22 protein-coding genes, 1 pseudogene and 2 riboswitches are annotated in these 21,427 nt (G+C 32.5%); of the genes and pseudogenes, 8 read left to right on the top strand and 15 right to left on the bottom strand.

The genetic code is table 11. The features are described from left to right. Positions 1–10 precede the first annotated feature (10 nt). From MUA37_RS05370 to MUA37_RS05355, 4 genes are all read right to left on the bottom strand, one after another. Positions 11–1,192 (bottom strand): bifunctional 3,4-dihydroxy-2-butanone-4-phosphate synthase/GTP cyclohydrolase II, encoded by a 1,182-nt coding sequence (locus MUA37_RS05370; RefSeq protein WP_002510579.1) that lies wholly within the window; start codon positions 1,190–1,192, stop codon positions 11–13. Between the two features lie 14 nt (positions 1,193–1,206). Further along, a complete protein-coding gene (gene ribE / locus MUA37_RS05365) occupies positions 1,207–1,839 on the bottom strand; it encodes a riboflavin synthase (RefSeq protein WP_002510578.1) in 633 nt (210 codons plus the stop codon). Positions 1,840–1,845: 6 nt separating this feature from the next. After that, a complete protein-coding gene (ribD, locus tag MUA37_RS05360; RefSeq protein ID WP_002510577.1) occupies positions 1,846–2,889 on the bottom strand; it encodes a bifunctional diaminohydroxyphosphoribosylaminopyrimidine deaminase/5-amino-6-(5-phosphoribosylamino)uracil reductase RibD in 1,044 nt (347 codons plus the stop codon). Positions 2,890–3,044: 155 nt separating this feature from the next. Further along, positions 3,045–3,177, bottom strand: a riboswitch (FMN riboswitch). 128 nt (positions 3,178–3,305) lie between these two features. After that, a complete protein-coding gene (locus tag MUA37_RS05355; RefSeq protein WP_021459818.1) occupies positions 3,306–4,781 on the bottom strand; it encodes an FAD/NAD(P)-binding protein in 1,476 nt (491 codons plus the stop codon). A 173-nt stretch (positions 4,782–4,954) separates the two neighbouring features. Between MUA37_RS05355 and MUA37_RS05350 the strand changes: the two genes are divergently transcribed. After that, positions 4,955–5,878, top strand: a complete 924-nt coding sequence (locus MUA37_RS05350; RefSeq protein WP_002510575.1) for an osmoprotectant ABC transporter substrate-binding protein — start codon at positions 4,955–4,957, stop codon at positions 5,876–5,878. Between the two features lie 711 nt (positions 5,879–6,589). On the opposite strand, the gene MUA37_RS05345 is transcribed toward MUA37_RS05350, so the two are convergent. Continuing rightward, positions 6,590–7,444, bottom strand: coding sequence for a peptidoglycan release complex glucosaminidase SagB (locus MUA37_RS05345; protein WP_262615916.1), 855 nt, complete (start codon positions 7,442–7,444; stop codon positions 6,590–6,592). Positions 7,445–7,583: 139 nt separating this feature from the next. Then, positions 7,584–7,808, bottom strand: a complete 225-nt coding sequence (locus MUA37_RS05340) for a hypothetical protein (RefSeq protein WP_002510573.1) — start codon at positions 7,806–7,808, stop codon at positions 7,584–7,586. Positions 7,809–8,020: 212 nt separating this feature from the next. Here MUA37_RS05340 and MUA37_RS05335 point away from each other — a divergent pair, with 212 nt between their 5' ends. Beyond that, positions 8,021–8,491 carry a sigma-70 family RNA polymerase sigma factor gene (locus MUA37_RS05335; protein WP_037580146.1) on the top strand — a complete coding sequence of 157 codons (471 nt, stop codon included), beginning with the start codon at positions 8,021–8,023 and terminating at the stop codon, positions 8,489–8,491. A gap of 15 nt (positions 8,492–8,506) precedes the next feature. Further along, positions 8,507–8,941 carry a competence protein ComK gene (locus MUA37_RS05330; RefSeq protein ID WP_002510571.1) on the top strand — a complete coding sequence of 145 codons (435 nt, stop codon included), beginning with the start codon at positions 8,507–8,509 and terminating at the stop codon, positions 8,939–8,941. Positions 8,942–8,948: 7 nt separating this feature from the next. Here the strand turns inward: MUA37_RS05330 and MUA37_RS05325 are convergent, their stop codons facing one another. Both MUA37_RS05325 and MUA37_RS05320 read right to left on the bottom strand, forming a co-directional pair. After that, a complete protein-coding gene (locus MUA37_RS05325; RefSeq protein WP_002510570.1) occupies positions 8,949–9,398 on the bottom strand; it encodes a hypothetical protein in 450 nt (149 codons plus the stop codon). A gap of 373 nt (positions 9,399–9,771) precedes the next feature. Then, entirely contained in the window at positions 9,772–10,485 is a 714-nt protein-coding gene (locus MUA37_RS05320; protein WP_002510569.1) for a transaldolase, read from the bottom strand. 280 nt (positions 10,486–10,765) lie between these two features. On the opposite strand from MUA37_RS05320, the gene MUA37_RS05315 reads away from it, so the two are divergent. The 3 genes from MUA37_RS05315 (at position 10,766) to MUA37_RS05305 (ending at position 11,986) form a co-directional block, all read left to right on the top strand. Further along, the gene (locus tag MUA37_RS05315; protein ID WP_002510568.1) at positions 10,766–11,071 is read left to right on the top strand and encodes a hypothetical protein; all 306 of its coding nucleotides are present in this window, start codon (positions 10,766–10,768) and stop codon (positions 11,069–11,071) included. Positions 11,072–11,268: 197 nt separating this feature from the next. Beyond that, positions 11,269–11,640, top strand: coding sequence for a fluoride efflux transporter CrcB (gene crcB / locus MUA37_RS05310; protein ID WP_002510567.1), 372 nt, complete (start codon positions 11,269–11,271; stop codon positions 11,638–11,640). After that, on the top strand, positions 11,633–11,986 hold the full coding sequence (locus MUA37_RS05305) for a fluoride efflux transporter FluC (RefSeq protein WP_002510566.1): 354 nt from the start codon (positions 11,633–11,635) through the stop codon (positions 11,984–11,986). The genes crcB and MUA37_RS05305 overlap by 8 nt, the downstream gene beginning before the upstream one ends. A gap of 53 nt (positions 11,987–12,039) precedes the next feature. Here MUA37_RS05305 and MUA37_RS05300 read toward each other — a convergent pair whose 3' ends face one another. The 3 genes from MUA37_RS05300 to metK all read right to left on the bottom strand — a co-directional run bounded on the left by MUA37_RS05300 (position 12,040) and on the right by metK (position 15,203). Beyond that, entirely contained in the window at positions 12,040–12,876 is an 837-nt protein-coding gene (locus tag MUA37_RS05300) for an aldo/keto reductase (RefSeq protein ID WP_002510565.1), read from the bottom strand. 129 nt (positions 12,877–13,005) lie between these two features. Continuing rightward, positions 13,006–13,914, bottom strand: a complete 909-nt coding sequence (locus tag MUA37_RS05295) for a nuclease-related domain-containing protein (protein WP_262624880.1) — start codon at positions 13,912–13,914, stop codon at positions 13,006–13,008. A 92-nt stretch (positions 13,915–14,006) separates the two neighbouring features. Next, entirely contained in the window at positions 14,007–15,203 is a 1,197-nt protein-coding gene (gene metK / locus MUA37_RS05290; RefSeq protein ID WP_002510563.1) for a methionine adenosyltransferase, read from the bottom strand. A gap of 108 nt (positions 15,204–15,311) precedes the next feature. Beyond that, positions 15,312–15,423: riboswitch (SAM riboswitch) on the bottom strand. Between the two features lie 153 nt (positions 15,424–15,576). On the opposite strand from metK, the gene pckA reads away from it, so the two are divergent. Next, positions 15,577–17,172 (top strand): phosphoenolpyruvate carboxykinase (ATP), encoded by a 1,596-nt coding sequence (gene pckA / locus MUA37_RS05285; RefSeq protein WP_002510562.1) that lies wholly within the window; start codon positions 15,577–15,579, stop codon positions 17,170–17,172. Positions 17,173–17,261: 89 nt separating this feature from the next. Here pckA and MUA37_RS05280 read toward each other — a convergent pair. The 3 genes and pseudogenes from MUA37_RS05280 to ytkD form a co-directional block, all read right to left on the bottom strand. Continuing rightward, positions 17,262–18,827 (bottom strand): annotated as a pseudogene (locus tag MUA37_RS05280) (IS3 family transposase). Positions 18,828–18,883: 56 nt separating this feature from the next. Continuing rightward, positions 18,884–19,678 (bottom strand): alpha/beta hydrolase family protein, encoded by a 795-nt coding sequence (locus tag MUA37_RS05275; protein WP_232197920.1) that lies wholly within the window; start codon positions 19,676–19,678, stop codon positions 18,884–18,886. Continuing rightward, the gene (gene ytkD, locus MUA37_RS05270) at positions 19,665–20,138 is read right to left on the bottom strand and encodes an RNA deprotection pyrophosphohydrolase (RefSeq protein ID WP_021459079.1); all 474 of its coding nucleotides are present in this window, start codon (positions 20,136–20,138) and stop codon (positions 19,665–19,667) included. The genes MUA37_RS05275 and ytkD overlap by 14 nt, the downstream gene beginning before the upstream one ends. Positions 20,139–20,197: 59 nt before the next feature. On the opposite strand from ytkD, the gene yidD reads away from it, so the two are divergent. Beyond that, complete coding sequence (gene yidD, locus MUA37_RS05265) at positions 20,198–20,431, top strand: membrane protein insertion efficiency factor YidD (RefSeq protein ID WP_021459078.1); 234 nt, start codon at positions 20,198–20,200, stop codon at positions 20,429–20,431. On the opposite strand, the gene menC is transcribed toward yidD, so the two are convergent. Further along, the gene (gene menC, locus MUA37_RS05260) at positions 20,428–21,423 is read right to left on the bottom strand and encodes an o-succinylbenzoate synthase (protein ID WP_103387794.1); all 996 of its coding nucleotides are present in this window, start codon (positions 21,421–21,423) and stop codon (positions 20,428–20,430) included. The genes yidD and menC overlap by 4 nt on opposite strands. Positions 21,424–21,427 lie beyond the last annotated feature (4 nt).

Genomic DNA, 21,427 nt, shown 5'->3' with positions numbered 1-21,427 from the left:
TTAAATCCTCCTATATTAAGTGACCCATTTTTTCTTTTTTTGTAACCATATAACTATGGTTGTGTTCGTTTTCTGGTACAATGATTTCTACGCGTCGTGCAATGTTCACGCCATAATCTTCTAAACCAGCAAATTTTGTTGGGTTATTACTCAACAAATTCACATTTTCTATACCAAAATATTTTAAAATTGCTGCCGCATCTTTATATTCTCTTAAATCATCTTCAAAACCTAATGCTCGATTAGCTGTTACAGTATCATAACCTTGTTCAATGAGCTCATAAGCTTTTAATTTATTAATCAATCCAATGCCACGACCTTCTTGCGGTAAATATAAAATCACACCCCCGTGCTCATTAATATATTTCATTGATTCTGCCAACTGTTCACCACAGTCACAACGTTGACTATGAAAAATATCACCAGTCATACAAGAAGAATGAATACGCACATTTTCAGTTTTTCGAGGCTCACCTTTGATGATTGCTACAATTTCATCTCTTGAACTAGCAGTTGTGAAACCTATCATATCAAAATCACCATATTCAGTAGGCATTTGTACTTTAGCACGTGCTTCAATATGTGATTCAGTATGTTTTCGATATTCAACTAAATCTGCTATAGAAATCATTACTAATTGGTGTTGCTCACGAAAGGCTTCTAAAGAATCACCTTTAGCCATAGAACCGTCGTCATTCATTATTTCACAAATTAACGCTGCAGGTTTGGCACCTGTTAATCGTGCTAGATCAACCGATGCTTCTGTATGTCCTGTACGTACCAAAACGCCATCATCTTTCGCAATTAGTGGAAAGAGATGTCCAGGTCTATTAAATGTTGCGGACGTTGTAGATGTAGCAATAAGTGCTCTTGCAGTTAACATTCTTTCGGCTGCGCTAATACCCGTTGTTGTATCGACATGATCGATACTAACTGTAAATTGCGTGCCATAGACATCCGAATTATCAGAAACCATCGGATGTAATTTTAATTTTTCAGCGATATCTGAACTTACAGGCGCACAGATCAATCCTCTTCCATGTTTCGCCATGAAGTTTACTGTGTTATCTTGCATCCATTCAGTTACAGCTACAAGATCACCTTCATTTTCTCTATCTTCATCATCTACTACAATAATACTTTTACCGAGCTTCAGTGCTTCTAATGCTTCTTCAATTCGATTTAATTGCATAGTATGCCCCTCCTTTAAAAACCGAAAGCTTTTAATTTATCTGCAGTTAAAGTTGTTGATTGCTTACCAACTATTTTATGCACATACTTGAATAGCATATCAGTCTCCAAATGCACATAATCACCAACTCGTTTATCATTCAAGATCGTTGATTTTCTTGTTTCAGGGATTAAATGAATATCGAATTCTTTGTCACCCAGTTTGAAAACTGTCAAACTTACACCATCAACAGCGATTGAACCCTGCTGTACCATCTCATCAAGTATGTGACTCGGTGGCTTGATTGACACTATTTTTGAATTATCAGACGTTTGTATGCGTGTAATTGTCGCTACTTCGTCAACATGTCCTAAGACAAAATGTCCACCAAAACGACCCTGTCCACTCATCGCACGTTCTAAGTTTACTTCCTTACCTTGTTTCAGTTGATTTAAATACGTCTTTGCTTCTGTACCTTCAATTACTTGAACAGTAAAACCGTGGTTAGTAAAGTCAGTAACTGTCAAACATGCACCATTTACACTAATGGAATCTCCAATGTGCATATCTTCAAGGATAGTTTGACATGTGATAGTTAATTCAACTACAGCATTACTACTTTGACTACGTTCGATTGTACCGACTTCTTCAACAATTCCAGTAAACATCTTTGCTCACTTCTTTCGCAGTTCTAATTTGATATTTTGCTCAAGCAACTCAGAATTAACAATTTCAAAATTCGGAATATCTGATAATTCAAGAACATTATCTGTTTGATAAAATTGATACTTACCAGAACCACCTATAATTTTCGGGGCATAATATAAGATGAGTTCATTTACCAAGCTAGATTGGAGAAACTCAGACGTCACGGTCGGACCAGCTTCTACTAGCAATTTACCAATACCTCTTTGATATAAATCACTTAAAATATTATTTAAGGAACAATCATCGAGAACTATTACTTCTACATTAGATGTTTGTGAACACAATTTATTATTTTCTGTATAAATCCATACTTTAGATTGTGGATCTGTAAAAATATCTAACCCCATATCAATCGTACCTGATTTAGATAAAATAACTTTAATAGGATTTTTACCATTCTCAATACGTGTAGTGTATTGTGGATTATCATGTTCAATAGTATTTCTACCTGTCAGTACCGCATCATGTCGATGTCTCAAATTAAAAACATCTTGCTTAACCTGTTTGTTAGTAATCCACTTACTTTGTGCGCTATCCGTAGCTTGCTTACCATCTAAACTACAAGACACCTTTACAGTTACTTCAGGAAGTTGTTCATTTTTAGCTGTAAAAAAATCTTTATATAAATTTTCTGCATCTTCTTGAAAGCGATAGTCCACATCAATACCTGCATTAGTTAAAATTTCATCACAATTTGAGGTTAATGTAGTATCTTTCATCGCATAAACAACTTTAGTAATTCCATATTCTATAATTTTATTAACACATGGCGGTGTAGTGCCAAAGTGAGTACATGGTTCTAATGACACATAAATCGTTGCATCTTTGGCTAGGTCTTTGGCCATTTCCAAAGCTTGAACTTCAGCATGTTTATCACCATGTTGCAAATGTGCGCCTAAGCCAACAATTCGACCATCACGTACAACTACGGCTCCTACAGGTGGATTGACTCCTGTTTGACCTTGTACCATGTGTGCTAAATTTATTGCATAATTTAAAAATTGACTCAATTTATCACCTCTTAAATAAAAAAACGCACCTGAAAAACATGAGTTTTCAGGTGCGGGATATATTTATATAACATTTGTGTAACTTAAATAATGACATACCTCTATCGTAAAATGGCATGACCAAATAAACACTATAGTAGTGTTGTGTTATATCTTCATTCTTTCTCCCATCCAGACTTTAACTGTCGGCTCTAGAATCAAACTAGATCAGCCATAAATGCTAAACATTTATGGGTCGCAGGCTTTTATACTGCCGGTTAGGAATTTCACCTTGCCCCGAAAGAATTACGTATGAAATTGTTAATGATGTTTGAGTCAAGTAACTTTATGTTAAGTTACATAAATTATAATACACTATTTATACAGTAAAAACAATCCATATTATTAAAGTCGGGTTTATTTTTTATTTTTACAAGCTATGCTTTCGATTGCTGTAGAAGCAACTTCACAACATCTACTGCTTGTTTAACTATCATATTAACGCCATTTCGTGATTGGTTAATGCCATTTGTAAGTTGGCCTAATGCAAACATATGGTGTAATGTGCCATATCTAGGACTAATTACTTGGTTAGTCTCTGGCACTATTTGAATACCACCTAAAGGATGGGCTTGTATTACTTGCCTATTTTCTAAATTTAGCACGAGTTGATCATCCCCATCTAATTCAGATAAATGTGACTTTGAGCCAGTAGCATTAATAATGACATCATAGTATTCACAATTGTTCTTGTCTTCACCATATGATATACAAAAATGTTGCCCATCATATGTAATATTTTGTAAATTAGCTTTAATCACTATGTTGTGATTCTCAATCTCAGCAATAAGTAATTCAGCTGTTCTCGGAGGCATCGGATTAGAATTTTCTTTGAGTATATGTTGATAATGATTTAAAAACTGTTCTTGATCTTGTCGATTAAAACTATTCCAAATCCAATTCATATTTTCTTTAATTCCTTCGAGTAAACTTTGTAACGTACCTAATTCCTCAGCATGCGTTAAATCAAATTGGAGTTGTTCTACGTGGGTGCGATTTTCTTTGCTCAATAGTTCAGTTAAGGAAATACCAAAATGTGCACATTCTTGTTTAAATAATGCTATCGCCTCTGTTAACGGCATATTTCCAAAATGTCGTTTTTTAATAGTATTAAAATTTTCAGGTGTAATGTATTGAAATTGCAATTCTGGCATATTGCCACGCACACGCGGTAATTTTGCACTTCTACTAGTCACTGTTAAAGGTAAATTAGGATGGTGTTCAGCTACGTAGCGTATTACATCTAAACTAGCTAAACCAGTTCCAATCACTGCAATGTTATCTGTGTCTTTCACTTCATCTAAGGTGTTATACGTTGGATACGGAGTTTGAATATAACCGCTTGTGCCTTTTAAATTATATGGATCGTGATAAGACAATGTTCCAATTGTTAAAAATACGCAATCATAAGTTCGACAACTTGTCATATCCATACTAGTACACACGCTATATGAAACTTGTGTATCTCCAATATCTGAATTAATAAATACTTCCTCAACCTTTTCTGAAATTTTATTAATATTGTCAAATTGATTTAAATAATAGTTTAAATAAGACTTCATATAATGGCCAAAAATAAATCTCGGCAAATATTCTGGATTATCAAATTTAAAAACATTTTGTTGTTGATACCAATCGAAAAATTCTCGTTGATTTTCGATATTAATAGACATTTCCTTAGCAGGTAAATTAATTAACAATTGATCACTGTCATTTTGAAATGGGACGCCCTTCCCCATATTTTTAGGTGTATCATATACATCAACGTACCAATCTTTAAACTTTTCATATTTAACCATTTCTCTTAGTACTGATACACCGGCTGTACCAGCACCAATAATTGCTACTCGCATATGACCCCTCCTGTAATTGATTACTGATAAATTTAACAATACTATATTCTATAAATAATTTCATTATACAACAATTTTTCATAGCTCTTGTTAATTATTTCTTTCAACTATGATACTCTATTTACATACAAAAAATTAATTTTAATAAAGTAATTTAAATGGGACGGTAATCAATGAAACGATTAAAGTATTTTGCAATATTAATTATATTAAGCTTTTCTATATTAGCAAGTTGTGATTTACCCGGTTTAGGTGGTGGCAATAACCAAAAAAATATCAAAATCTCTGCTTTGGCTACGAGTGAATCACAAATCATGGCATACATGTTAAAAGAACAAATTGAACATGATTCAAATGGTGAATACTCTGCTTCTATTATTAATAATTTAGGTTCAGCTACAATCCAACATAACGCAATGATCAATGATGATGCTGATATCTCTAGCACACGATATACTGGCACTGATTTAGTTGGTGTACTAGAACAGCAACCTATTAGAAACCCTCAAAAAGCAATGTCAATTACACAAACATTGTTCAATAAAAAATTTGATCAAACATTTTTTGATTCTTATGGGTTTGAAAATACTTTCGCTTTCATGGTCACTAAAGAAACAGCACAGAAATATAATTTGCGTACTGTTTCAGATCTGAAAAAGATTAAAAATAAAGTAAACGTAGGTACAGATTCAACTTGGATTAAACGTGGTGGCGATGGTTATAAACCATTTAAATCATTTTACGGTTTTGGCTTCAATAAATTAAAGCCTATGCAAATTGGTTTAGTCTATGATGCCCTTAAAAATAAAAAGTTAGATGTAGCATTAGGTTATACTACCGATGGTCGAATTTCTGCCTATGATTTAGTTGTGTTGAAAGATGACAAAAATTTCTTCCCTCCATACGATGCAAGTGCAGTTGCACCTAATGATTTTCTACAAGACAATCCGAAAATCAAAAAATCTATTGCCAAATTAAACAATAAAATTTCAACACAAGATATGCAAAAATTGAACTACCAAGCAGATGGTAAAAGTCTTGAACCTGCTGTCGTTGCCAAGAATTTTTTAGAAAAACATCATTATTTTGAAGAATAGTTATTTTGTTTTATAACATGTATAATAGGCAACGCTAGTATTTAGAGTAGGATGTGATCACATGAAGCTTATTTTCAAAGTATTTATTTCGACACTTTTATTATTATTACTTATCTCTAGAAAAAATAAAGTTTATTAACAAAAATCACGAGATCGGACATAAATCTGATTGGAAAAAGCGTCAAGTTCTATTCAAAATATATAGAATTTGATGCTTTTTTACCTTTTGAACAACAAAATATAATTTGTTCGATGATGTAACGTGCTGACACCCGATGGAATAGTAAGAAACTATATGTTTGAAACATACACCAGGCAGCCTTTGTTCAAAATAAAAGACTTAAAATATAAAGAGGGAGTGGGACAGAAATCCGATTTTGAAAAATGATTTCGTCGTCCCACCCCGTCAAGGATGACTAGCGTTGAAAAAAGCTTGGTTTGAAACGCATTTTCAATGCAGTCAGCTACTGCCAACACGAAAAAAAGGTTTCGACTAAAACATGAAGTGGGACAGAAATCTGATTTTGAAAAAAATGATTTCGTTTTCCCACCCCGGCAAGAATGACTAGCGTTGAAACAAGTTCGGTTTGAAGCGCATTTTCAATGCAGTCAGCTACTGACAATATGAAAAGAGACTGGGACGAATCAATGTTGTCCCAGTCTCCTATTATTTTGAAAACGGAGATTTATATCTCAGCTTTCTAGTTTTTATTATTGCGATTTATGTTTGTCATCATCTTTATAGACAAAATATTTGAAATACTTACCTTCAGTTTTCATATCTTTATAAAAGTTGGCCATTAAACTTGCATTACTTTCTGCCCATTTAATGTCTGTTGCATATTGATGTTTACCTGGATTTTGTGGGTTCCATCTCATACTATATAATGTATTTTGTTCTTTTTTAGATAAGAAATGATCATGGATAAATGCCGCTCCACCTTCAATGGCTTTACTTGGCGTATCCCAACCATGCTTTTTAGCGTATTTAGCGCCTGTATTAACAGGATCTTCGTCAAGTGCGCCTACACCAAAGAAATTATAGTATTTTTTGCCGTCAATTTCCACACCACTTGCTAATTCACTTTTAGCAGAGCCAGTTTCTAGCAATGCATGTGAAATTAAGTATACTTCATTTACATGTTTATGTTTTGCTGCTTTAATAAAATCGTCAGAGTGTTTTAATAAAGTAGGATTATCAATCAACATTCTCTTAATTCTATTTTCATCGATTCCTTGATAGCGATCAAGTTCTAAAAATTGATATTTTTGAGTATCGCTTTCAATTAATTTACTACTATCCATCGCAGCTTTAATTTCTCCAGATGACGCATCTCGCCAGTTTTTATTATCTTTACTAGACACTTGTTGACTAGTATAGTTATGAATTTGTTTTTTCGACGCCTTTTCTAAAGAAACTTTGAGATTTTCTACCTTTTCTACTTCTTTAACATCTTTAAAGAAGATTTGATCAGAAATCATTGAAAAGACGATACTCACAACGACAGCTAATATTACCAATAAACCAATAATTGATAATATAGAGCCTTTACTATGCTTTGTCATGTTCACACCTCTAAGGTCAAAATTATCGTATTTAATTATAAGACTTCGATAATAAAGTCTAACACTTTACTGTAAAATAGACAATTTAATACCTAAGTTGTCACAAATTCATAAAAAAAGTAATGAAATTTTAATTTCATTACTCTTGACTTCTATAATAATCCATCATAATAAAGCTAACTGCTTGAGATCTATTTTTATAATAATAGCGATTCAAATCAATCGTACCTTCAATATCTCCATCACGATATAACATTTCGTTGGTCGTATTATTTATCATTACAAAATCTGATTTATCTTTTATTATGTCTAGGTCATCATGTCTAGAGAAAAAATGCTCTAAATTTAAGTGTGCGTAATCCATTATGAAACCTCCCTATTTATACAAAAATTAAGATAAAATGTCATATCTTTGAGTTAATCATGTATTCAATCGCTATGTTGTTTATTTATTCTATCTACTACTAATATTTAACACCTATTTATCTAATTAAGCAAATGAAAATTTCTATTAATCGTAATAAAATCTCTATATCCGGAAATTCAAGTTGTAATTACAACCTTAAAGGAACTATAATGACAATTTCAATCGAATTGCAAAAGCATCAACAGTTAATACACAAACTATTAAAACGATATAAAATCACGTATAATTATGATGAATATTTTCAAATATTATTTATTCACTTATGGCAATTACTCATTAATTATAATCCTCAGCATTCCAACTCATTAGAGTCATATTTATATATCAGATTACGTTTCCATTTGATTGATCAATTTCGCTCCAAACATCTTAAATATCATTTTGTCGATATCAATCTGTGCCACTTAGAAGCTCCGAATAATTTCTCCTCTATTGAAGCCTCCATTTTGTATACACAGTTTAGCAATCAATTATCTCACAAAGAACAACAATGGTTCTTGCTATCTTTACAAGGTTATAAGCAATATGAAATTGCTAATATTATGCAACTATCATTATCTACAATTAAAAATTATAAAAAGGCTGTACAAGTGAAATATTCAAATTATTTTAAAATATGAAAGGAATACGTTCATATGCATTCTTCAGCAAATATATTATATTTACACACTCAAAAAAGTACACAAACAAAGACACTTTGTCAACATTTAAACCATTACTACATTTATCCAACCACGCCTTACAATGTAGTAAAATATTTATTAGAAATCAATAATAAATCTTTAACTGTACAACTCAAACATGCCAAAGCCATGCTTAAAATTAATAAGTTAGTACCTATCTTCATCCACGACACTTTAATTCTATTTCCACTAAAACCTAAACGCGCACCGATACAATATTATATCAATGCGCATTCGATAAGTGGAGTAAAAACAAAAGGCTCCGCTTCAATTATTCAATTTAATAACAGTCAGTTTCTGACTATTGATGAACCCTATCATCTGATTCTAAAAAAATGGCAAGAAAGTATTGTCCTTATCCATTTATTTAAACAAACTTATAATTAGCTGTCAGTTATAATTTCGAATTATGTTTATATTCCAATAACTTTTTAGTAAAGTATGCAGTAGCAACCTTAATAAAATATAAGCTCAAAATAACTAATAAAATTGAACCTATCAGTGTTAAAATAACTACCAGAGGAGATAACGACACTTCCGGTTTTATAAAATATTGGACTGCAGTCAAACTTGTAATAAAACCAAATAAAAACACACCAATTAAAATAATATAGGCAAACAAAATACCAATTAATAAAGGAAACAATGTCGTCACTGAAACGACTTTTTCTTGAAAAATAAACTCTTTTAAAAATTGGTTAGAAAACCTTACTGGGCGTTTTAAATCAACCTCTGAATCTTTTGAAGTTGCTTCCTCTAAAACTTTATGTAAAGTACGTTTTTCTTTTTTATTCAAAAACCACAGCTGTTTTTTCACTTTCTGTTGAAAAATATTCGAACTCATGTACTATACCTCGCTCTATTTCGTTCATTTCAATTTATCATTAAAGTTTATAGTAAATAACACAATGATTCAATAGTAGAACCTTTTATCTTAAAAGTACCTTATCCTTGATAACAGCTATATCATTGTCTGACATTCATTTGTTTATTTAAAAACGTTCAATTTTGACCGTGCTAGCTTGCCTGGGTTATAGTTCGAGCCTGTAGTCACTCTCACATGCTATTCCCCTGGGTGTCAACACATTACAACATCGGGCAAACTATATTTAGTCATTCAAAAAATAAAGAAAACGTCAATTTCTATATCTTTTCAATAGAAATTGACGTTTATATTAAAGTCAGAGCTATTTATATCCCGAACACAATCTATTTCATTATAAAATAGATAAGCCAGATGATTGAATATCTTTAGCGAAACCTTGAACTGTATCAACTGACAGTTCTTCGATATCTCTGCCTAAGTTAGTATTTACTTTTTTAACAACGTCTGCAGGACAAGTAATAATATCTGCACCTAATTCATCTGCTTGAATTACGTTAATTACTTCTCTACAACTTGCCCATAATAATTTAACGCCTGCTTTACTATGTGCAATTTCAACTGATTCTTTAACCATTGGTACTGGATCTACGCCAGTATCAGCGATACGTCCAGCAAATACAGAGATATATGTTGGCACACCTTCTGTTACAGCATCAGTAATTTCTTTAACTTGATCTAAAGTATAAACAGCAGTAATGTTTAAACGTACATTATCAGCTGATAATTTTTTAATTAAAGGAATTGTTGTTTCACCTTTAGTATTAACAATAGGAATTTTAACAAAAACATTGTCACCATATTGTTTTAAGATTTCAGCTTCTTTTTCCATCGTTTCTAAATCGTCACCGAATACTTCAAAAGAAATAGAAGCATCAGGAATTTCACGTACAACTTCTTCTGCGAAAGCTTTATAATCCGTTACGCCTGCTTTGGCCATTAGACTTGGGTTAGTAGTAAAACCATCAACCTCTTTATTTTTATAAGCAGCTTTCATTTGTTCAATATCTGCACCATCTGCAAACACTTCAACATTTAATTTTGTCATTACATATTCCTCCTGACTAATATAAACAATTCTCTTCGAATTGTCTTAAAGCTATTAAACCATACATTTCATTTATACCACCATTGCCATAAAATTTCTAATTTTTTGCCTATACTTTATATAATTTCATTATTTAAAACATATTAATTCCATTCTTATACCTACAATTTATAATTACTCAACTATGGTATGAGTATGTATCACAGAGAAATCACTAATACTATTAACTTTTTGTAAAAGTGTGTTATTATTATCAAATGATACGCTATAGGAGGTAAATATGGCACGCTCAAAACTTTATTTTTATTTATCTGGGCTATTAATATTAGTAAGTTTTTGTTTCAATACTTACAACCCTTTGCTAGATCAGATATTTGATTCTATGATTAAATTAATTTTTGTCTGTAGCTTTATTAATGCAATAATTTTAATTGCTGCTATCATTCTTTCAGATAAATCAATCAAGCATTCAAAAGAACGCACGGATTGGGTTAAAAAAGCAAGCAAGCTACTACCATTCATCTTATTAATCGTGATTATTATACATATTTTATCTTCACTTGCTACTTTTGGCATCATTTTTTAATTAATTATAATTGTGTAAGTAAGACTACATAAATGTATATTTCACATTAAATCAACACAAATTAAGTAACATGTATACATCCATAATAAAATGACGAAGTAAACATGTCACATCGTGAGAGCGGGTATACGAATTCCAAGTGTAATTTGTTTGGGTTCTTTCTCGCTCTATTTTTTATGTTAGGAAGGTAATATACTATGCAGTATTTATATATTTTTATAGGCGGCGCGTTTGGTGCGGCGTTACGCTATGGATTATCTTTGTTTAATAACAATTCGACAGCATTTCCTATCGGTACTTTACTAGCAAATTTAACAGGTGCTACGTTAATGGGATTATTAGGTGTACTATCGTTAAATTATTTTCGAAATAATCCACACTTAAAAAAAGCTGTTACTACTGGATTTTTAGGTGCCTTAACAACATTTTCGACCTTTCAATTTGAATTAGTTACTATGCTTAATCATCAAGCGATCGTTCATTTATTTATATACGCTATTATAAGTTATGCATTAGGCATTTTATGTTGCTACTTAGGTGTCAAAATTGGGAGTTGGTTAAATGCTTAATTTATTATGTATTATGTTTGGAGGAGGCTTGGGTGCAGTAGTTAGAGGTGCCATTACAAATTATTGTAATCGTCACTTTGTATCCCGTATACCTATTGCTACTTTATTCGTCAATCTTGTCGGGAGCTTGCTAATTGGAATTATTATGAATCAGACGTCAGATAACTTAATATTATCACTAACCACTGTTGGATTTTTGGGTGGCTTAACGACTTTTTCGACTTTGGCATCAGAACTTGTACAATTTATTGACAAAGAAAGAAATTTGTTTCATTTCACTTTATATTCTGTATTGCAATATCTTGGTGCTTTTATAGCTTGTCTTATAGGCTATACTATTAGTTAAAAAATGAAAAAATCCCTAGTGTAATTACCTACACTAGGGATTTTATTATCAGTTTATTGCCCACTAAACTCATCCGGATTAGGACCAATACGTTTATCTTCATTTAAAGCATTTAATTTTTCAATTTGAGCAGTTGTTAAACTAAAGTTAAATACATCTAAGTTTTCATCAATTCTTGATGGTGTAATTGATTTAGGGATAACAACGACATTATTTTCTATATTCCAACGAATGATGACTTGTGCAGGAGTTTTGCCTACTTCTTCTGCCACAGCTTTTACTACTTCATCATCCAAAATTTGAGCATTCATTAATGGTGACCAAGATTCAGCCACTATATTTTGAACTTCTAAATAACGGCGAAGTTCATCTTGTACTAAGTACGGGTGAAACTCAACTTGGTTAATTACAGGTTTGATAGATACTTGTGCTAATAAAGCTTCTAAATGACTAACAGTAAAGTTACTTACACCAATATTTTTAACTTTGTCATCTTTATATAAATCTTCCATACCTTGCCAAGTATCAATCATTACAGCTTCATCTAACCCTGGCCAATGCATTAAATATAAATCTAAGTAATCTAATCCAAGTTTTTTCAAACTTGTTTCGTATGCTGCTTGAACATTTTCACGACCGTAGTCAGCTAACCACAATTTAGATGTAATAAATAATTCGTTTCTTGCAATTCCAGCTTCAGCTAAGCCTTCTGCAATACCTTCTCCAACTTTTGATTCGTTATCATAAATCATTGCAGTATCGATGCTTCGATAACCATTAATGATGGCATGTTTTACAGCCTCTTTACAATCATCATTATTTTCAACACGGAATGTACCTAAACCAACTACTGGCATTTTATTACCATTATAAAATTCTACTGTTTCCAAATTAATACCCCTTCCAACTTAAGATAGTCTAATCATATAAAAATTACTAAAAATAACAAAAGATTATGCTTAAAAGTGTAAAATATACAAAAACTGAGCGTCTATTATTTTGACGCTCAGTTTTGTATATTAATTAAATGATTCAATTTTATCCATTACTTGCTGTAAATCTTCAACATTATATTGAATTCTACCGTGGAAAACAAATTTATTAAAGTACTCATCAAGTTGTTCTGGTCCAACTAATACTTTACTATTAGCAGTTTGCGCAAAGTTAGAAATAGTAACCCCACCATCATTTTTAGGATTGAAATATAAAATTGTTGTTGGTGTATATTTTAAATTCAATTCATTTTGTAAGTCACCAGCTAACTTTTCAACAGCTTCCAAATGATTAGAATAATTAACTACTGATAATGACTGTGTATCGTCATTTTGATCCAATACTAATACTTGAGGATCCTTCTTATCTAAGTCTAATGTATCAAATACTTGTGACATCATTGGCGTTTCTTCAAACTGAGCACCGCTTATACCATTATATACATGACCTTTTAATAATTGTGAATCAATAATATAAAGTCCTGTTCGTGTTAAAACTAAATGGCTAATACGTTGCAAATCACTAAACTCATTTCGAGGTAAAAAGATATTTGCCATAATATGCATGTCTTCTGGTCGAATACGTTTTTCATTCACCAAACGCTCACGAATACCAATCAACCTCATATCAGTGACATATTCACTATGATTTTTCGAGAAAAGTTTTAACGCATCAATTTCACGATTTTTGGAGTTTACAGTGTGATCGTAATCTTCCTTTTGTTTAGTTACAGTTTTCTTATTTTCAATTCTTTCTTTTTCTAATTCCTCAGCATAAGAATCCTGTAATTGCTTTTCTTTTTTTTGATAATGCTCTTCTGCTTTTTGTTGTGCTTTCTTCTTACTTTTAAGTGTAACTAAAAATAATATCAAGCAAATGACTGCTACGATCACAGCTACAATCAAACCAATTTCAATTGGTCCAAATGAATTCATAACAATTTCGCTCCTTTTTTCTTCAATACTTACATTATAATAGAAAACTGTTTATCATTCGATGGAAAACTCACATATTTTTGAAATTGTTATTATGCTTGTACCGAATCTTTCAATAAATTAACTTTATCCAGTTTTTCCCATGGTAACAATACATCTGTTCTACCAAAATGACCATAAGCTGCTGTTTGTTTATAGATTGGTTGTTTTAAATCTAACATTTTGATTATGCCTGCCGGACGTAAGTCGAAATGATTTCTTACTGCTTCAACTAATTGTGCTTCGCCTACTTTACCTGTTCCAAAAGTATCAATTGCGATAGATACAGGTTCAGCTACACCAATAGCATATGCCAATTGAACTTCACATTTGTCAGCTAATTCAGCAGCAACAATATTTTTAGCAACATATCTAGCAGCATATGCAGCAGATCTATCTACTTTGGTTGGATCCTTACCACTAAAGCATCCCCCACCATGTCGTGCATAACCACCATACGTATCAACAATAATTTTACGGCCAGTTAATCCAGCATCACCTTGTGGCCCTCCAATTACGAAACGACCTGTTGGGTTAATATAAAATTTAGTCTCTGCATCTAATAATGCTGTCGGTACAGTTGGTTCAATTACATGCTGTTTAATATCTTGTTCAATTTGTGTTAATTCAACATCTTCTGCATGTTGTGTTGATAAGACAATTGTGTCTATACGTTTTGGTTCATCTTGCTCATCATATTCCACTGTTACTTGTACTTTTCCATCTGGTCTTAAGTAATCAAGTATTTTGTCTTTTCTAACATCTGATAAGCGTTTTGCAAGTTGGTGTGATAAAAAAATTGGTAACGGCATATATGTATCCGTTTCATTCGTAGCATAACCAAACATTAAGCCTTGGTCACCTGCTCCAGTTGCTTCTATTTCTTCTTCCGAAATATCATTACGATACTCTAATGCAGTATCTACACCTTGTGCTATATCTGATGATTGTTCATCTATTGCTGTTAAAACAGCCATTGTTTGACTATCATAACCAAATTTTGCACGAGTATAGCCAATTTCTTTTATTGTTTCTCTGACAACTTTCGGAATATCGACGTAAGTAGATGTAGATATTTCTCCTGAAATAAGTGCCATTCCTGTTGTTACTGTTGTTTCACATGCCACTCTTGCATTTGGGTCATCCTTTAAAATTTCATCCAAAATTGCGTCAGAAACTTGGTCTGCAATTTTATCTGGATGTCCCTCTGTTACAGATTCTGAAGTAAAAAGTCTTCTATTGTAAGTCATAATGTGCTCCTTTAGCTTTAAATTACGAAAATTCTCTATCTGTTGAGCTTAATAAAAAAGAGCCTTCATCACTATATAAATAGAGAGAAGGCTCTGTACGTCCATTCGCTCTTATCGTTCAGACAATATAGGTCTGCAAACGGTTTGGCACCTTCCTTCAATTAAGAAGAGGTTGCTGGGCTTCATTGGGTCCATGTCCCTCCGCCACTCAGGATAAGAGAATCCGTTACTAATATAGTAACTAATCTGGCATCTTATGTCAATTTAACTTTTATTCAAATTTTATCGAAAATTGGTATGGATTAATTATGTAATTATGTTATACTCGTTAACTGTAAGGGCTTACATTAAAATAACGATGGAGGGATTAAGTATGGCGATAGACACGTATACTTACACTAATAAACTACAAAACATTTTAAGAAAAAACACTTCCTTATTTCAATTATCAACAACAGAATTAAATTATAAAATCATTGATAATAATGAAGGTGAACTAACAGAACTAGGCGCAATAAACGCAAGAACAGGTAAATATACAGGTCGATCACCAAAAGATAAATTCATCGTTTCTGAACCATCATATAAAGATGATATCGACTGGGGAGAAATCAATCAGCCCATTGATGAAACAACTTTCCTTAATTTATATGATAAAGTATTAGATTATTTAGATGAAAAAGATGAGCTATACATCTTTAATGGTTATGCAGGTAGCGATGAAGATTCACAGTTGAACTTAACGGTAATTAATGAATTAGCATGGCATAACTTATTTGCTCAAAACATGTTCATTAAACCTAGCTCAAAAGAAGAAGCAGAAGACATTAAAGCAGATTTTACAATCGTTTCTGCACCAAGGTTCAAAGCTGATCCTACCATCGATGGCACAAACTCTGAAACATTTATTATTACATCATTTAAACACAAAGTCATTTTAATCGGTGGCACTGAATATGCCGGTGAAATGAAAAAAGGTATTTTTTCTGTAATGAATTACCTATTACCAAAAAGTGACATTTTAAGTATGCACTGTTCTGCAAATGTTGGTGAAAAAGGAGATGTCGCGTTATTCTTTGGTTTATCAGGTACCGGTAAAACTACATTGTCAGCAGACCCTACAAGAAAACTTATCGGTGATGATGAGCATGGCTGGAACGAAAACGGTATTTTTAATATCGAAGGTGGTTGCTATGCTAAAGCTATCAATCTATCACAGAAAAAAGAACCACAAATATATGATGCTATAAAATATGGTACTGTATTAGAAAATGTAGTTGTTGATAATTACGGAGATGTTGATTTCGATGACAATTACTATACCGAAAATACTCGAGCTGCTTACCCTATTGATCACATAGATAATATTGTTAAACCATCAAAAGCAGCGCATCCAAATACAATTATCTTTTTGACTGCTGATGCTTTCGGTGTATTACCACCAATCGCTAAGTTAACAAAAGATCAAGCTATGTATCATTTCTTAAGTGGTTTTACAGCTAAATTAGCTGGTACAGAACGTGGTGTTACTGAACCTGAACCATCATTCTCTACATGCTTTGGTTCTCCATTCTTACCACTCAATGCTACTGTATACGCTGATATTTTAGGTGAACTTATCGACGAGCACGAAGTAGATGTGTATTTAGTTAACACTGGATGGACTGGTGGTAAATATGGTGTAGGTAGAAGAATTAGCCTAAACTATACACGCCAAATGGTAAATCAAGCTATCACAGGTCAATTGAAAGATGCTGAATTCAAGAAGGACGATACTTTCGGATTAAGTATCCCTGTTGAAGTAGATGATGTGCCACAGACAATTTTAAACCCAATTAATGCTTGGAGCGATGCTGCTGCATATAAAGAGCAAGCACAAGACTTAATTAATCGCTTTAATGAGAATTTTGAAAAATTCGGTACTGAAGCACAAGAACTCGCAATCAAAGGCGGATTTAAACAATTATAATAATATGAAAAGAGGCTGGGACATAAGTAATTTGAACTGCACCCAGTCAAGTAGACAAGTAAATAATTAAAAAATTGGTTAGTCTCGTTTTATGCGAGATTAGCCATTTTTAATGTAATTCTTTCATTATTAAAAAACTTTATATATTTATTTATAACTTGAAATGCTTCTTCTATACTTTCGAATTTAAACCGTTTAGAACCTCTATAAATCTCAGATTTAATAATTCCCCAAACACCTTCCATAGGACCATTATCAATACACTTTCCAACACGAGACATACTTTGTATCATTTTATGGTGATTTAACTTATTTTTAAATAATCGGGAAGTATACTGAAAACCACGATCGCTATGAAATATAATACCTTCGGTACTAGTTACAGTCTTGACTGCCTTATCAAATGTTTTAAATACGAGTTGATTGTTATTTGAATTTCCCAAATAATGACTTACGATTTTACCTGTTCCCAAATCATATATTGCACTAAGATATATTTTACTTCCATTTTCAAGTTGGAACTCAGTTACATCTGTTAGCAATTTTTATTAGCCTCTCTTTCTTGAAACTCACGATTTAATTCGTTTTCGGCTATCGTTTGAGGAGTACAAGGCTTATAGCGCTTGCGTTTACGGCGGATAACTGCTTTTAAATTTAGTTGATTCATTAACCGATAAACACGTTTATGATTTACTTTTTTATGCAAATATAGGCGAATATAAATATAAATTCGTCTATATCCATAAATGCCTTTATATTTTTCATAAATGTGTTTGATTTCTTTTATTAATATTTTATTTTCAAATTCTTTTTGTGTGGGCTTTCGATGTAACCATTTATAATAACTTGCGCGTGAAATATTTAAAGTTTGGCATAAATGTTTAATTGGAAATTCATTTCTTAGCGCTTCAATCGTTTCATATGCTGCGATTTTTTTGCTTGTTGATTTATCATCTCTCTTTCTATTTCTTGATATTTTTTTAAGACTTTATTTTCCATTTCTAATATTTTATTTCGATCTTTTAGTTCTTGGATTTCAGCTTCTCTCTGTTCTTCTGGTGTTAATATAGATTTAGGTTTGCCTTTGCCTCTACCGTCTTGGAGGCCATCACGGCCATGTGATTTATACTTTTGTACCCATTGGTACAACTGACCGTAACTAACATCATATTTTTTAGCACAATCTTTATAACTAATTTCATTATCTAAATAGTATTCTACAATTATAAGACGTTCTTTGAATGTTGTTGTTTTACCTTTCATCGTATACACCTCTTGTTTTGGAGAATAATTGGTATTCTCTTTTCTTCCAGTATAACGATTTACCCATTTGCGTACAGTTTCATGGGCAGGAATATTATATTTAATGGCCAATTTTTTATAAGATATATCATTATCCAAATATTCCTGAACTACATTCATTTTAAATTGAAATGAATACTTATTATTTTGTGAGTTACGTATTAAAGAATATAAGCCGTTTGTTAAATACCTATTGTACATATAACGGAGATATTCTGGAGATAGATTAACATCAACTATTTCTACAATGCTTTCGAAACTCATACCATTTTCATAATTATTAAAAACTGATTGTAATAAATCTAAGTCAATTAATTTTCTAGACATAAAAATACTCCCTTCAAAGTTTTCATTTTTTTAATGTCTACTTTGAAGGGAGCATATCAATTTGTCTCAGCCTCTTTGTAATTTATTCTATTGCATAATCATCTTGAATCGTTTGGTGTTCAACATCTGACATCCACTGTTGTATCTGATTCAAAACAGGTGACAAGGCAAACGGTCTTGGCACATGCCCTTCTTGTTGTTGGTATAAGGTGCGGTAAGTTAACGAGATATCGTTCAACGCTTGAGCTAAATAATACGCTTGATGAATACCTACTTGGTGATCTTGTGCACCATGGACTATTAATATAGGTGGGCTTGTTGGTGTAATATATTGCATGGCATCACGCAACTGGTAAGCAGCTGCTTGTTTTTTAGGGTGACCAATCATACGCCGCAACATTCCTCTCAAATCCACGCGCTCTTCATACATTAGTTTGATATCAGACACACCACCCCAAATGATAAAACTGGATACTGGTAAGTCATAGTATGTCAGGAGCCCCTGTAATCCTCCACGCGAAAATCCTATCATGTGAATTGCTGCATCTGGATATTGTGTGTGTAATAGCTTCACTAAGGTCGTCACATCTTTTAAATCTTCACCGTAGAAATCGTCTTTTCCCTCGCTACCATTATTGCCTCGATAATAAGGGCCTACTACTAACGTTTCAGCATTGGCAAATTGCAGTAATCTGCCTGTTCTCACCTTCCCTACTTGACCTTTACCACCACGTAAATAAACTACGATACGTTTAACACGCTGATACGGTAATAATAATAGCGCTTTAACTTGTAAATCATCCACTAAATATGTAATCTCATAACCACTGTGATTGCGAACATCTATAGGCATTTTCTTTGTTTTAGTAATAGCCAAGATTCATCATCCTATCTACACAACTTAATATTGCATCATCTTTTAGCAAAAAGCTTTTATCAGTGTCAGGAATTTCTTCAATTGTTGCAAATAAAACAGGTCCTGTTGTTTCTAAATAGTCCTCTTTTTCTTCGATAAAATCAACTAATACAACATAAACATCTTTATTGAAACTAGGTAAGTCACTTCGAGCAACATGGTATTGCGCTATATAATGCATTTCCTTAACTGTGGCACCTGTTTCTTCATGCAATTCCCTAATAGCAGCTTCTTGTGATGTTTCATTTACTTCCACTTTGCCCCCTGGAAACTCTATACCGCGTTTTTTATGTTGTGTAAACAACAATTTATTTGTATAAATAGGAATTGTAAGTACGTGTGTTGCATCAGCAAAATCATTTTCTTCTTTGAACTTTAATAGTACATCATTATTATCTCTATCTTTAAACTTTATACTCATCTGACACCTCTTATTTATGTTAAAATTATCATGTTTACAAATACGTTGGAGGCTATAATATGAAAAAACTGTTTTTAGGAGTTATCTATCTATATCAAAATTTTATTTCACCACTTACTCCACCAACATGCCGATTTTATCCAACTTGTTCAGCTTATACAAAAGAAGCTATAGAAGTTTATGGAGCATTCAAAGGCAGCTGGCTAGGCATTAAGAGAATTTTAAAATGTCATCCGTTACACAAAGGAGGATTCGATCCAGTTCCTCTAAAAAAGAAAAACAAAAAACATTAAAGCACTGGGGTCAATTGTGTTAAATCTATAACGGGAGGATTAAATTCCAGTCTTCCATTATTTAACAAACCTGAATCCTTCACAATATCTTGCTGAAAATAATAACCTGCTGGTGTGATGTCGCCCGGGTAAGTTGCATATTGAGCGAGCATTGCTGTAAAGTAGCGACTCAAACCATATTCATACATGCCACCGATGACCGTTTTAACATTATACTGTTCAAGTTTTTGAATAAGTGAAAGCACTCTGTCCAATCCGCCTAAACGGAATGGTTTTAAAACTACTACTTCAACATTATAATTATTTACAATATCTAAAATTGCTGTAGTTGATATAGCTTTTTCATCTATAGCTAATGGCAGATTCGGCACTTGGTTAAATGTTGTTAAATTATAAAACGGTTCTTCAATATAAAGGATATCATCAGCATACAATTGCGTTAAGCGCGCAGCATCATTTTTAGCAATACTTTCATTCCCATCTATAACGAGATTCGGCCTATGTGCCAAAGCTATTAGATGTTGTAAATCAGCTTTTATTGTATTAGACCATTTCACCTTTACTCTTTTCGGTTGTGTATCTCTAAGTTGTTGTAATCTTTCTGCAGTCAACCCACTAACGGTCGCACCGTAATCGACAGTAATATTATATAGCTTATAAAACATTTGATATGTTGCCATAATAATTGTACTACGAGTCGCTGGATACGCTTCTAGCGAAATAACCATCTGCTGGATATCTTCAAATGTTGAAAATGCTTTATACTTATTAGCCTCAAACCATTGCTGTAATTGCTGTTTTACTACCTCGATCGTTTCGTCAAAATACCAGTCTGTGTCAAACGCATTACATTCCCCAAAATAGTGTGAATTATCATCAGTAACCAATTCTAAAATAAGTGCTTGTCTTGTAGACAGTGTAATTTTCGGCGTCACAATAGGCGCTTTAAAAGGTAACTCAACAGTATATAGTTTCATATCTACTATTTTCATCATA

The sequence above is a fragment of the Staphylococcus arlettae genome, assembly GCF_025560845.1.
Lineage (GTDB): Bacteria > Bacillota > Bacilli > Staphylococcales > Staphylococcaceae > Staphylococcus > Staphylococcus arlettae.
The sequence above is the reverse complement of the archived record's forward strand: the minus strand, read 5'-3'. Positions and strand labels throughout refer to the sequence as shown.

What these genes read in the sequence shown, in the direction of transcription:
- MUA37_RS05370 (WP_002510579.1), bottom strand. Translation starts at nt 1,192, where the DNA reads ATGCAATTAAATCGAATTGAAGAAGCATTAGAAGCACTGAAGCTCGGT.
- ribE (WP_002510578.1), bottom strand. Translation starts at nt 1,839, where the DNA reads ATGTTTACTGGAATTGTTGAAGAAGTCGGTACAATCGAACGTAGTCAA.
- MUA37_RS05355 (WP_021459818.1), bottom strand. Translation starts at nt 4,781, where the DNA reads ATGCGAGTAGCAATTATTGGTGCTGGTACAGCCGGTGTATCAGTACTA.
- MUA37_RS05350 (WP_002510575.1), top strand. Translation starts at nt 4,955, where the DNA reads ATGAAACGATTAAAGTATTTTGCAATATTAATTATATTAAGCTTTTCT.
- MUA37_RS05345 (WP_262615916.1), bottom strand. Translation starts at nt 7,444, where the DNA reads ATGACAAAGCATAGTAAAGGCTCTATATTATCAATTATTGGTTTATTG.
- MUA37_RS05340 (WP_002510573.1), bottom strand. Translation starts at nt 7,808, where the DNA reads ATGGATTACGCACACTTAAATTTAGAGCATTTTTTCTCTAGACATGAT.
- MUA37_RS05335 (WP_037580146.1), top strand. Translation starts at nt 8,021, where the DNA reads ATGACAATTTCAATCGAATTGCAAAAGCATCAACAGTTAATACACAAA.
- MUA37_RS05330 (WP_002510571.1), top strand. Translation starts at nt 8,507, where the DNA reads ATGCATTCTTCAGCAAATATATTATATTTACACACTCAAAAAAGTACA.
- MUA37_RS05325 (WP_002510570.1), bottom strand. Translation starts at nt 9,398, where the DNA reads ATGAGTTCGAATATTTTTCAACAGAAAGTGAAAAAACAGCTGTGGTTT.
- MUA37_RS05320 (WP_002510569.1), bottom strand. Translation starts at nt 10,485, where the DNA reads ATGACAAAATTAAATGTTGAAGTGTTTGCAGATGGTGCAGATATTGAA.
- MUA37_RS05315 (WP_002510568.1), top strand. Translation starts at nt 10,766, where the DNA reads ATGGCACGCTCAAAACTTTATTTTTATTTATCTGGGCTATTAATATTA.
- crcB (WP_002510567.1), top strand. Translation starts at nt 11,269, where the DNA reads ATGCAGTATTTATATATTTTTATAGGCGGCGCGTTTGGTGCGGCGTTA.
- MUA37_RS05305 (WP_002510566.1), top strand. Translation starts at nt 11,633, where the DNA reads ATGCTTAATTTATTATGTATTATGTTTGGAGGAGGCTTGGGTGCAGTA.
- MUA37_RS05295 (WP_262624880.1), bottom strand. Translation starts at nt 13,914, where the DNA reads ATGAATTCATTTGGACCAATTGAAATTGGTTTGATTGTAGCTGTGATC.
- metK (WP_002510563.1), bottom strand. Translation starts at nt 15,203, where the DNA reads ATGACTTACAATAGAAGACTTTTTACTTCAGAATCTGTAACAGAGGGA.
- pckA (WP_002510562.1), top strand. Translation starts at nt 15,577, where the DNA reads ATGGCGATAGACACGTATACTTACACTAATAAACTACAAAACATTTTA.
- ytkD (WP_021459079.1), bottom strand. Translation starts at nt 20,138, where the DNA reads ATGAGTATAAAGTTTAAAGATAGAGATAATAATGATGTACTATTAAAG.
- yidD (WP_021459078.1), top strand. Translation starts at nt 20,198, where the DNA reads ATGAAAAAACTGTTTTTAGGAGTTATCTATCTATATCAAAATTTTATT.
- menC (WP_103387794.1), bottom strand. Translation starts at nt 21,423, where the DNA reads ATGAAAATAGTAGATATGAAACTATATACTGTTGAGTTACCTTTTAAA.